We start from the raw sequence: 11,163 nt of genomic DNA, 5'->3' as shown, positions 1-11,163 counted from the left end.
AAGGGCCCTCAATCCCCCAACAACGCCAAGGCCTTGTCCTTGAGCACCTGCAACTCCATCACCGGCACCCACAGCTCCTTGGCCTGCTCGTCCCAGTGGCGCAGGCGCAGACTCAGCGCACACAGCGGGTCGAGTTCGAAGGCTGCCGCCTCTGCCGCGTTCATCACCCCGCCCTGATACTCCAGGGTGTGCCGGCTGGCTTCGCTCAGGCGCTGGTAATACCCGGGCTCCTTGAAGGTCAGGTAGCGCTTGGCCTGGACGTGGTACTCCACCAGCCGCGCCAGACGCTCGCTGAAACCCGCCCGGCGCAGATAATCCGCCCCCAGGCGCTCATGGCTGACTACGCCAAAACCGCCCATGTTCTCGGCATCCTGCTGGCAGATATGCCCGATATCGTGAAAGAACGCCGCCAGCACCACTTCGTCGTCATGACCTTCGGCCAGGGCCAGCTGCGCGGCCTGGGACATGTGCTCGATCTGCGACACCGGCTCGCCGATGTAGTCGTTATCGCCAAAGCGCTCGTACAGCGCGAAAACCTGGTCAATCACCTGCTGGCGACTCATCACGCCTCCCCCAGCAGCCGGGCGATATTGCCCTCGGCCATGGCCGGCCCGACGCTCATGCCCACGCCGCTGTGCATCAGCGCCACATGGACCCCGGGCGCGGCTTCCAGGAAGGAGAATGGTCCGGGGCCACGGGCGCCGTACACGCCCTGCCAGCGCTCCACCACCCGGACCTTGCAGTTCAGGGTCTGTTCGGCCAGTTCGATCAGCCAGTTGTCCACCTGTTCGGCGTTGAACGGCGATGGATCGCTGCCGTAGTCGTGGGAGTCGCCGATGATCAGCTCGCCGTAGGGCGTCGGGCTGAGCAACAGGTGAATGCCGTGTTCATGCAGGTGCGGCGCCTCGCGCTGGATTTGCGCCCGCACCGCCGCCGCTTGCGGCAGATCGGCGAAGGCCCCGTAGTGCACACAGCTCAGCCCGGTGAGCAAGGCATGTTGCAGCTTGAGGTCGACCTCGGGCCGGGCGCGGAGCATCTGCAGGCGGCAGACCTGCGGCTGCAGGACAGCGATCTGCTCGGCCAGCAGGGTCTGATAGTCGTGCCCAGAACACAGCACGATCAGCGGCGCATGAAAGCTGCCGGCGGTGCTGTGCACCTGGCCCGGCTGGATGTCCCGGACCAGGGTCGAAAAATGGAACTGCACCCCCAGGTCGCGGCGCAGGTAGTCGATCAGCAGCGGCAGCGCCTCGCGGGAATACAGTTGCTGATCATCCAGGCCGTGCAAGGCCGCCCGATGATGGCGGAACTGGCCGCCGTACAGATCATTCAGCGCCGCGCCCCGCAGCAGTTCGACGCGGTAACCGTGCTCCCGCGCGCGTCCGGCGCAGAAGGCTTCCAGCAACAGTTCCTCGGCTTCGTTGCGGGCGAACAGGTAGGAGCCGTTGCGCTTGAGTGGCAGGCCCGCCAGCTGTTGCCAGTCGGCCCAGATATCGCGGCTGGCCCGGGCCAGCTCCAGCATGATGCCCGGCGGTTGGCCGGTGACCAGGGCCTGGCCGAAGTTGCGCACCGAGGCACCCAGGGGCGTGGCGCTGCGTTCGAATACCCGCACCCGCAAACCGCGCTTGGCAGCGGCATAGGCGTGGGACAGGCCGAGGATGCCGGCGCCGACGATCAGCAGATCGCTGTGTTGGGTCATGTTCATGTCTCGTTGTTTGTGGCGAGGGAGCTTGCTCCCGCGGGAGTGCGCAGCACTCCCAGGCAGATGCACCGCACGGTCGGGATTCAGGGCCGCTGCGCCGCCCAGCGGGAGCAAGCTCCCTCGCTACAGCAGCCCCTGGCGTTACTGCGCGGCAACCTTTTCCGACTTGCCGTCATAGCGCTTGCGCCATTCGGCGAGGATCTGGTCGCGGTTCTTCGAGGCCCAGGCGAAGTCGTTCTTGATCAGGCGCTGCTCGTAGTCCGCCGGCAGTTCGGTCTGCGGCTTGGCGATGCCCGGCTGGGCCAGCACGGCGAAGTTTTCCTTGTACAGCTCCATGGCCGCGGGGCTGGCGGAGAAGTCGGCGAGCTTCTTCGCTGCCTCTTCATGCGGCGTGCCCTTGATCACCGCCGTGGCTTCGATCTCCCAGCCCAGGCCTTCCTTGGGCAGCACGATGTCCAGCGGCGCGCCCTGGCGCTTGAGCTGCACGGCCGGGTATTCGAAGGAGATGCCGATGGGGAATTCACCGGCGGCGGCCAGCTTGCACGGCTTGGAACCGGAATGGACATACTGGCCGATGTTCTGGTGCAGCTCATCCATGTACTGCCAGCCCTGCTTCTCGCCGAAGGTCTGCAACCAGGCGCTGACATCCAGGAAGCCGGTGCCCGAGGATGCCGGGTTGGGCATGACGATCTTGCCCTTGTATTCGGGCTTGGTCAGGTCCTGCCAGCTCACCGGCTTGCTCAGGCCCTGTTTCTCGGCCTCCACGGTGTTGAAGCAGATGGTCGCGGCCCACACGTCCATGCCGACCCAGGCCGGTGGGTTGGCGGCGTCGCGATAGTTCGCGCCGATCTGGCCCAGGTCCTTGGGCGCGTAGCTTTGCAGCATGCCCTGCTGGTCGAGGATCGCCAGGCTGGACGCCGCCAGGCCCCAGACCGCGTCGGCTTGCGGCCGGGCTTTTTCCGCCAGCAGCTTGGCGGTGATGATCCCGGTGGAATCACGCACCCACTTGATCTCCACATCCGGGTTGGCCTTTTCGAAGGCCTGCTTGTAGGACTTCAATTGCTCGGCTTCGAGGGCGGTGTACACCGTCAGCTCGGTCTTCGCCGCAAAGGCATTCAGGCTGACAGCAGAGAGGACGGCAGCGGCAAGAGCCAGGGGCTTGAACATGGTGCGGTTCCTTGTTGAGTGCGGATCAGGGGGTGAGTGAGCAATCAGTGGCCCGGCGCGGTTTGCCGCCAGGCCTGGGAGCGGCGCAACAGCCCGCGCGAAGCCCAGGCCAGGAGCAGCGAGACGCCGGCCGAAGTGAACAGGATCAGGGTCGACATGGCCGCAGCGCCGCCGACGTTGCCGGCGTCGTCCATGTTCAGCACGGCCACGGCGGCGAGGATGGTGTCCGGGCTGTAGAGAAAGATCGCCGCCGACACCGTGGTCATGGCCGAGACGAACAGGTAGCGCACGATGTCCAGCAGCGCCGGCAGGCAGATCGGCACGGTGACCCGCAGGTAGTGGCGGTACAGCGGCGCCTTGAGCGACAGCGCGGCGGCCTCGAACTCCGCATCCAGCTGGCGCAGGGCGGTGGTGGCGGTCATCTGCGCGGTGGTCAGGTAGTGGGCGATGGTGCATACCACCAGCAGGGTCATGGTCCCGTAGAACACATGCAGCGGATTGCCGTTGAGGTTGAAGAAGAACACGTAGCCCAGGCCCAGCACCAAGCCGGGCACCGCCATCGGCACGAAGCTGAGCAGGCGCAGCAGCAGGTTCAGGCCGCGCTGGCCGCGGGTCTTTTCCATCAGGTAGGCACCAGTGAAGATCAGCACGCTGCCGATCAGCGCCGTGCACAGGGCCATGCTCAGGCTGTTGCGGTAGGCCAGCCAGCCACCGCCGGCGGTGTCGTCGAACTGATAGTGCTTCAGTGAGAGCGACAGGTTGTAGGGCCAGAACTTCACCAGCGACGAATACACCGCCATGCCGAATACCAGCAGCAGCACGGCGCAGATCAGCAGCACGATGGCCAGGTAGCAGGCATCGCGCAGCCGTGATGGCGCAGGCCGGAACACTTGGGCGCGACCGCTCATGGCATCACCCTGGCGACGGCGCAGCCAGGCATCGACGCCGAAGCTGAACAGCGCCGGCAACAGCAGGACCATGCCGATCAACGCGCCACGGCCGAACTGCTGCTGCCCCACCACCGCCTTGTAGGCTTCCAGGGCCAGTACCTGATAGTCGCCGCCCACCACCACCGGCACGCCGAAGTCGGTGATGGTCAGGGTGAACACCAGGCAGAACGCGGCGAACACCGCCTGCCGGGTCGCCGGCCAGGTGATGCTGCGAAAGGCCCTGGCGGGACTGGCGCCCATGCTCGATGCGGCGTCGAACAGCCGCGCATCCGCCAGGGACAAGGCCGAGAGCAGGATCATCAGGGCATGGGGAAAGGTGTAGATCACCTCACCAAGGACGATGCCCCAGAAGCCGTAGATGTTCTCGGCGAACAGACCGCGGAGCAGGCCCTGGTTGCCGAACAGATAGACCAGGGCGATCCCCGGCAGCATCGATGGCGCCATCAGCGGCAACAGCGACAAACCACGCCACAGGCCCTTGCCGGGAATCAGCGTGCGTTGCAGGGCGTAGGCGAACAGGTAGGCCAGGGGCACCACGATGGCGGCCACGCTGAGGGAGACTTTCAGGCTGTTGCCCAGCAACCAGTGGAAGTTGTCGCTGGCCACCAGTTCACGTGCCGCCAGCCAGCCACCGCCCTGCCCGGCCTCGGCGCTGAAGCCGCGCCAGAAGATCGCCAGCAGCGGCAGCAGCACGGCAACCCCCAGCAGGACCAGGAGCACAACCTTGCCACCGACGACAAAAATGCGGTCGCCGATCTCGGCACGCGAAGCCTGGCGCGCCCGCTTGGCGGGCAGCGGCATGGACATTGGCAGGCTCATCTTAGGCAAACACCTGGAGGCTGCGCGGCGGCAAGGCCACCCAGATGTCCCGGGCACCCAGGCGCGGCATGGCTTCCGGGGCCAGTTCCGCCAGCAGCACGTGCCCCGGCAGTTGATTGAGTTCAAAGCTCATGCGGCAGCGGTTGCCGAGGAAGGTGATCTCGCGGACCTGGGCCGGGAACAGGTTTTCCTCATGCACCGGCGGGTTCACGCTGATCGCTTCCGGACGGCAGAACAGCCGGCCCGAAGCGGCCTTGGCCGAACCCTCGGCCAGACGCACATTCATCCCGCCGACCTGGGCATGGCTGTCGCTGTTGCGGCTGAAGGGCAGCCAGTTGCCCTGGCCGACGAACTCGGCCACGAAAGGCGTGGCCGGACGATCGTAGATTTCCTGGGGCGTGGCGTACTGCTCGACCTTGCCGTTGTTCATCACGGCAATGCGATCGGCCATCAGCATGGCCTCGTCCTGGTTGTGGGTGACCATCAGGGTGGTGATGCCCAGGCGCCGTTGCAGTTGGCGCAGCTCGCTGCACAGGTGCTCGCGCACCCGGGCATCCAGGGCCGACATCGGTTCGTCCAGCAACAGCAACGACGGCGAAGGCGCCAGGGCCCGGGCCAGGGCCACGCGCTGCTGCTGGCCGCCGGACAGCTGGCCGGGGTATTTCTTCTCGCTGCCGCTCAGGCCCACCAGTTCCAGCATCTGCGCCACGCGCTTGCGCGCTTCTTCGCGGCCACTGCCGGACAGGCCGTAGGCGATGTTGGCTTCCACCGTGAGGTTGGGAAACAGCGCATAGGACTGGAACAGGATCCCGTAGTCCCGGGCCTGGGGCGCCAGCAGCGAGACGTCCCGATCCCCCAGGTACAGCTCGCCCTGGTCCTGGCGCTCCAGGCCGGCAATGCAGCGCAACAAGGTGGTCTTGCCGCAGCCGGATGGCCCCAGCAGGCACACCAGCTCACCGGCGGCCACATCCAGGGATACGTTATCCAGCGCAGTGAAAGCGCCGAAGCGCTTGTGCACGCCGCGCACTTTCATCGGTGCGCCGGGGTTAGCAAGGGCGGTTGCGGTTGCAGGGTTCATGGACAGGCCTCATCAAGCAGATGAGGCAAATCCTAGAGTTGTAATGCGTCGGTCATATGGCAGTAAGGCAAAAACGACCGATAGTGGTATTCAGGGATTTTGGTTCAACCTGCCAGTGATGTGCTGGTTGATCGGACGCCTTCGCGAGCAAGCTCGCTCCCACAGGGGGGAATGCATTTCAATGTAGGAGCGAGCTTGCTCGCGAAGCCATCGGCATGGCCGATGCAGATCCTTCAGGCAGGAGCCATTTCCTGCGCCAACCCGAGAAACGCCGCTGGCAAGCGCGCGTTCTTGCGCTCCTTGAGGCAGTACAGGTACTCGACGATCTGCGGCGCGTTTTCGATGCTCAACACGCGCAACTGCGGGTCGTGGGGCACTTCCTGGCGAGCAATGATGCTGATGCCGATGTTGCGCAGCACCGCCTCGCGGATCGATTCGCGGCTGCCGATTTCCAGCAGCGGGCCGAAGCCGACGCTGGCGTCCTTGAGCAGGGCTTCGGTGAGGCTGCGGGTGGTGGAGCCCGGCTCGCGCATCAGCAGAGTGTGCCCGGCCAGGGCATTGAGCGGCACGTGCTCCAACGCCGCCAGGGTGTGGTCACGGTGCACCGCCAGCACCAGCGGGTCGCTGCCCAGCACCCGACGGATCAAGCGCGAGTCCTCCAGCAACTGTGACGAGGCCGCCACATCCACCCGGTAGTCCTCCAGGGCTTCGAGGACTTGCTGGGAATTGCCGATCTCCACCGACACGTCCACCTGGGGCAGGCGCTGGCGGAAGGTCTTCACCAGATCGAGGATGTAGTACGGCGCCGTGGCGGCGATGCGCAAGGTGCCCTGTACCTGGCCGCTGTTACGCAGGAAGAACTCGATGTCGGCTTCTTTCTGCAACAGCTCCTTGACCATTGGCAGCAGGCGCGTGCCCTCGTCGCTCAGGCTCAGGCGCCGACCGCCGCGGTAGAACAGTTCCACCGAGTACTGGCTTTCCAGGTTGCGGATCTGCGTGGTCACCGTCGGCTGGCTGAGGCCAAGCTTCTTCGCCGCCAGGGTAATGCTGCCCAGGCGGGCGACCATGTAAAAGGCCTTCAGCTCCGCGCTCAGCATGGCGGCTTGCCGCCGCTGCAAGCTTGCAGCGGCAAGCCGCAAGCTGAAGCCGGTGCGCGTGAGTTCATCACTCTGGTTCTCTCCTCGGTTGCTTGTTGCTTGTTGCTTGTTGCCTGCCGCTTGCCGCTTGCCGCTACGGTGTCCTATTTGCGCAGCAGGCGCAGGCCGTTGAACACCACCAGCAGGCTCACGCCCATGTCGGCGAACACCGCCATCCACATGGTGGCGAGCCCGGCAAAGGTTACCCCAAGAAAGATCGCCTTGATGACCAGGGCGAGGGCGATATTTTGCTTGAGCACCACCGCGGTCTGACGCGACAGGCGGATGAATGCCGGGATTTTGCGCAGATCATCGTCCATCAGGGCGACATCCGCGGTTTCTATCGCGGTGTCGGTGCCGGCCGCAGCCATGGCAAAACCGATCTCGGCCCGGGCCAGGGCCGGGGCGTCGTTAATGCCGTCGCCGACCATGCCGACCCGGTGGCCCTGGGCGTACAGACCTTCGATGGCTTGCAGCTTGTCGCTGGGCAGCAGGTCGCCCCGGGCCTGGTCGATGCCTACCTGGGCGGCAATGGCCTGGGCGGTATGCGGGTTGTCGCCGGTGAGCATCAGGGTCTTGATCCCCAGCTCGTGCAACTGCCGGATGGCTTCGCGGCTGGATTCCTTGACCGTGTCGGCCACGGCGAACAGCGCCAGCGGGCCGTTGCGGTCCAGCAGCAGGACCACGGTCTTGCCCTGCTGCTCCAGGGCGAAGAGTTTTTCTTCCAGGGCCGGGGAGCACAGGCCCAGCTCTTCTACCAGGCGGTGATTGCCCAGGTGATAGAGCTGGCCGTTGATTTCACCGCGCACTCCGCGCCCGGCCAGGGCTGCGAAGTTATCCACAGGGTGCATGGCCAGCTGTTTATCCACAGCCGCGCGAGCAATGGCCAGGGACACCGGGTGGTCGGAGCGCCCCGCCAGACTGGCGGCCAGGGCTGGAGCCGTGTCCAGGGCCAGTGGGTCCAGGGCCAGGAAATCGGTCTGCACCGGCTTGCCGTGGGTGATGGTGCCGGTCTTGTCCAGGGCCAGGTAGTCCAGCTTGTAGCCGCCCTCCAGGTAGACCCCGCCCTTGACCAGGATGCCCTTGCGCGCCGCTGCCGCCAGGCCGCTGACGATGCTCACCGGGGTGGAGATCACCAGGGCGCACGGGCAGGCCACCACCAGCAGCACCAGGGCGCGGTAGATCCAGTCGAACCAGGCGCCGGCCATGAACAGCGGTGGAATCAGCGCCACGGCCAGGGCGAAGGCGAACACCGCCGGGGTGTAGATTTTCGAGAAGCTGTCGACGAAGCGCTGGGTCGGGGCCCGCGCGCCCTGGGCCTGTTCCACGGCATGGATGATCCGCGCCAGGGTCGAATTGTTGGCAGCGGCGGTCACTCGGTATTCCAGGGAGCCGGCCTGGTTGATAGTGCCGGCGAACACCTTGTCGCCCACGGTCTTTTCCACCGGCAGGCTTTCACCGGTGATCGGCGCCTGATCGATGGTGGAACTGCCGGACACCACTTCGCCATCCAGGCCGATGCGCTCACCGGGACGGACCCGTACCAATGCACCCAGTTCGACGTTTTTCGCTTCCTGTTCGCTCCAACTGCCATCGGCCTGCTGCACCGTGACCTGTTCCGGAGTCATCTGCATCAGACCGCTGATGGCGTTGCGCGCCCGGTCCAGGGAGCGGGCCTCGATCAACTCGGCCACGGTGAACAGGAACATCACCATCGCCGCTTCCGGCCACTGGCCGATCAGCACCGCGCCGGTCACCGCGATGCTCATCAACGCGTTGATGTTGAGGTTGCGGTTCTTCAGGGCGATCCAGCCCTTCTTGTAGGTGCCCAGGCCGCCGCTGAGGATCGACACCAGGGCCACCAACGCCACCACCCAATCGGGGGCGGCATTGGTGAAATGAATGATTTCGGCGGCCAGCGCACCGACCCCGGACAGGGCCAGCGGCCACCAGGCCTTCTTCACCGGTGCGGCGGCAGGGGTGGTTACGGCGCCATCCTGCTGCAGGGGCTCGGCGTGCATGCCCAGGGATTTGATCGCCTCGATGATCGGCGCGGTGCTCGGCAGGTCGTGGGTCACCCCCAGCACGCGGTTCATCAGGTTGAATTCCAGGGCCTGGACCCCGGCCAGCTTGCCCAGCTTGTTCTGGATCAGGGTCTGCTCGGTGGGGCAGTCCATGGCTTCGATGCGAAAGCTGCTCAGGCGCGCGCCGGCGCTCGGGGTTTCGCTCAGGGTAACCCTGGACGGTGCCGGGTCGGCGGAGCCGCAGCAGGAAGCGCCATGGGCGGCGTGGGCGTGCGCCTTGACCGGCTGCAGCTTGCCAGCCGGGGCGTGGCTGTGATCGTGATCGTGATCGTGTTCAGCATGGGTGTGCTGGGCGTCGGGCTTGCGCGGGTTGTGAATCGAGTCGCTCATAAGGGTCGCGTCCGAGTAAAGGTGCTTGTTGCCAAGTGAACACCCTGTAGCCACTATAGGGTCAAGCACCCATTCGGAGACGACGGCAATGAAGATTGGCGAACTGGCGAAACTCACCGACTGTCAGGTCGAGACCATCCGTTACTACGAGCGCGAAGGACTGCTGCCGGAACCGGCTCGCAGCGAAGGCAACTACCGTCTCTACACCCAGGCCCACACCGAGCGCCTGACCTTTATCCGCAACTGCCGCAGCCTGGACATGACCCTTGAGGAAATCCGCAGCCTGCTCAACCTGCGGGACAGCCCGGAAGGCCAGTGCGCCAGTGTCAACGCCCTGATCGACGAGCATATCCATCACGTCAAGGCCCGCATCGACGGGCTACTGGTGCTCCAGGAGCAGTTGCTGGATCTGCGCCAGCGCTGCAGCGAAGGCCCGGACCTGGATCACTGCGGCATCCTCCAGCGTCTGGAAGTCAGCGGTTCGGTGGCCCCCAGCGAGGCCGAGCCGTCCCATGTCGGCCGCAGCCACGGGCACTGAGCCCCGGGGCGCGGCCTCAGGCGCCGCGTCGCGCGCTGCCGATCAGCCGCAGATAAGTGCCTTCGAGCATCGTCAGCAAGCGCTCGCCCAATTGCCGCGAGGCCAGGCCTTGGCGTACCAGCCAGGCGCTGAACAGCCCCACCAGGCAACCGCCGAGAATATCGAAGGGGAAATGCACCCCCAGGTAGACCCGGGCCCAGCTCACCAGCAGCGCCAGGCCCAGCATCACCAGCCCGGTCTTGCGCAGGGGCGCGAGGATCAGCGCGAACGCCATGGCAAACATGCCGCTGGCATGATCGCTGGGGAAGGACGCACCGGGCGCATGGGCGAGGAAGTTCTGCCCCAGGCCGATCATGAACGGCCGTGGATGGAACCACAGCTCGCGGATCAGCAAGTTGCTGGCCAGGGCCAGCACGATGGCCAGGGTCGCAAGCAGCACGATCATGCGCTGGCGGCGTTCGCCGAAAACCCAGAGCACCGCCAGCAGCAAGGGCACGCTGAGCACCAGCCATTGCGCGAGGAAAACCGCCAGTGTACGCATCGGCATTGACGCCCCGGCACTGGCGTTGATGGCCAGGAACAGGCTTTGATTGAGTTCTTCCATTCGCGGCTCACGTTGAAGTTCACAAGGGCGACGTCCTGCGTCTGGTGGGGGCGCTAAACAGAGCGTAGCTGGCCGCCAGGCACAGTCAGGCCCGGGACAATTCCGGGCACAGGTCGATAAAGACAACAGGTTCAATCGACAGGGGCCGCGCGGTGTCAGCCGCGCGGCCCCTGGCACAGCAGATGGAAGCTTAAACGGCCATCGGCGCGGTCATCGGCGCGTGGTGCTCGTAGCCTTCCAGGGAAAAGTCGCTCGGCTCGATCAGCTCCAGCCACTCTGGCTGGTAGACGCCGGTCTTGGCGAACTCCGGTACACGCTCGGAAATCACCAGCTTGGGCATCGGGAACGGCTCGCGCTTGAGCTGTTCGTTGAGCATGTCCAGGTGGTTTTCGTAGACGTGGGCATCACCAATGAAATAGGTGAACCAGCGTGGCGTGTAGCCGGTCAGGCGGCCGATCAGGCTCAGCAGCGCCGCACCCTCGGTGAGGTTGAACGGCGTGCCCAGCATTTTCCTCCCCCCATTTTACTGCACATTACGTTGACTGCTAATGCCTTCCAAGCAAATTAGTATGTGTTAATTATATCTTCTGCACATTGACAAAGCAAACCCTAGCACTGGATAAAAAGCCAGCTTCATCAAGTCCTTCTCAGGACTACCTGCCCTGAGGGCCCTTAAATACGGGCCTATATGATTAAGCTTGGCAATGACCATCTAGGATGGCTGGAAAATCTATCTCCCTTAGGATCAGCTCCGGCAA

General features: G+C 65.0%; 9 protein-coding genes and 1 pseudogene. 1 reads left to right on the top strand and 9 read right to left on the bottom strand.

Annotated features, from left to right (window positions below; all coding sequences use genetic code 11):
* Window positions 1–8: 8 nt before the first annotated feature.
* The 7 genes from DNK59_RS25360 to DNK59_RS25330 form a co-directional block, all read right to left on the bottom strand.
* Entirely contained in the window at window positions 9–563 is a 555-nt protein-coding gene (locus DNK59_RS25360; RefSeq protein ID WP_110725018.1) for a phosphonate degradation HD-domain oxygenase, read from the bottom strand.
* On the bottom strand, window positions 563–1,696 hold the full coding sequence (locus DNK59_RS25355) for a TIGR03364 family FAD-dependent oxidoreductase (protein ID WP_110725017.1): 1,134 nt from the start codon (window positions 1,694–1,696) through the stop codon (window positions 563–565). Before DNK59_RS25355 ends, DNK59_RS25360 begins: the two co-directional genes overlap by 1 nt.
* A gap of 144 nt (window positions 1,697–1,840) precedes the next feature.
* The gene (locus DNK59_RS25350) at window positions 1,841–2,866 is read right to left on the bottom strand and encodes a putative 2-aminoethylphosphonate ABC transporter substrate-binding protein (protein WP_092308685.1); all 1,026 of its coding nucleotides are present in this window, start codon (window positions 2,864–2,866) and stop codon (window positions 1,841–1,843) included.
* A gap of 44 nt (window positions 2,867–2,910) precedes the next feature.
* The gene (locus tag DNK59_RS25345) at window positions 2,911–4,635 is read right to left on the bottom strand and encodes a putative 2-aminoethylphosphonate ABC transporter permease subunit (RefSeq protein WP_110725016.1); all 1,725 of its coding nucleotides are present in this window, start codon (window positions 4,633–4,635) and stop codon (window positions 2,911–2,913) included.
* Between the two features lies 1 nt (window position 4,636).
* A complete protein-coding gene (locus DNK59_RS25340; protein WP_110725015.1) occupies window positions 4,637–5,713 on the bottom strand; it encodes a putative 2-aminoethylphosphonate ABC transporter ATP-binding protein in 1,077 nt (358 codons plus the stop codon).
* A 233-nt stretch (window positions 5,714–5,946) separates the two neighbouring features.
* Window positions 5,947–6,810: a LysR family transcriptional regulator gene (locus tag DNK59_RS25335; protein ID WP_110725014.1), complete on the bottom strand. Its 864-nt coding sequence runs from the start codon at window positions 6,808–6,810 to the stop codon at window positions 5,947–5,949.
* A gap of 143 nt (window positions 6,811–6,953) precedes the next feature.
* The gene (locus DNK59_RS25330; RefSeq protein ID WP_110725013.1) at window positions 6,954–9,263 is read right to left on the bottom strand and encodes a heavy metal translocating P-type ATPase; all 2,310 of its coding nucleotides are present in this window, start codon (window positions 9,261–9,263) and stop codon (window positions 6,954–6,956) included.
* A gap of 88 nt (window positions 9,264–9,351) precedes the next feature.
* Here DNK59_RS25330 and cadR point away from each other — a divergent pair, with 88 nt between their 5' ends.
* Window positions 9,352–9,801 (top strand): Cd(II)/Pb(II)-responsive transcriptional regulator, encoded by a 450-nt coding sequence (gene cadR / locus DNK59_RS25325; protein WP_092308673.1) that lies wholly within the window; start codon window positions 9,352–9,354, stop codon window positions 9,799–9,801.
* Window positions 9,802–9,817: 16 nt separating this feature from the next.
* On the opposite strand, the gene DNK59_RS25320 is transcribed toward cadR, so the two are convergent.
* Window positions 9,818–10,405: an undecaprenyl-diphosphatase gene (locus DNK59_RS25320; RefSeq protein WP_110725012.1), complete on the bottom strand. Its 588-nt coding sequence runs from the start codon at window positions 10,403–10,405 to the stop codon at window positions 9,818–9,820.
* A 190-nt stretch (window positions 10,406–10,595) separates the two neighbouring features.
* Window positions 10,596–10,910 (bottom strand): annotated as a pseudogene (locus DNK59_RS25315) (thymidylate synthase); the annotation flags it as partial.
* Window positions 10,911–11,163: the final 253 nt, after the last annotated feature.

Source organism: Pseudomonas sp. TKO26 (genome assembly GCF_003225665.1).
Lineage (GTDB): Bacteria > Pseudomonadota > Gammaproteobacteria > Pseudomonadales > Pseudomonadaceae > Aquipseudomonas > Aquipseudomonas saponiphila.
Note: the sequence above shows the minus strand (reverse complement) of the source record. Positions and strands in the feature narration are given on the sequence as shown.

Bases quoted from the DNA above. Each gene is read 5' to 3' on its own strand.
- DNK59_RS25360 (WP_110725018.1), bottom strand. From the start codon at position 563: ATGAGTCGCCAGCAGGTGATTGACCAGGTTTTCGCGCTGTACGAGCGC.
- DNK59_RS25355 (WP_110725017.1), bottom strand. From the start codon at position 1,696: ATGACCCAACACAGCGATCTGCTGATCGTCGGCGCCGGCATCCTCGGC.
- DNK59_RS25350 (WP_092308685.1), bottom strand. From the start codon at position 2,866: ATGTTCAAGCCCCTGGCTCTTGCCGCTGCCGTCCTCTCTGCTGTCAGC.
- DNK59_RS25345 (WP_110725016.1), bottom strand. From the start codon at position 4,635: ATGAGCCTGCCAATGTCCATGCCGCTGCCCGCCAAGCGGGCGCGCCAG.
- DNK59_RS25340 (WP_110725015.1), bottom strand. From the start codon at position 5,713: ATGAACCCTGCAACCGCAACCGCCCTTGCTAACCCCGGCGCACCGATG.
- DNK59_RS25335 (WP_110725014.1), bottom strand. From the start codon at position 6,810: ATGCTGAGCGCGGAGCTGAAGGCCTTTTACATGGTCGCCCGCCTGGGC.
- DNK59_RS25330 (WP_110725013.1), bottom strand. From the start codon at position 9,263: ATGAGCGACTCGATTCACAACCCGCGCAAGCCCGACGCCCAGCACACC.
- cadR (WP_092308673.1), top strand. From the start codon at position 9,352: ATGAAGATTGGCGAACTGGCGAAACTCACCGACTGTCAGGTCGAGACC.
- DNK59_RS25320 (WP_110725012.1), bottom strand. From the start codon at position 10,405: ATGGAAGAACTCAATCAAAGCCTGTTCCTGGCCATCAACGCCAGTGCC.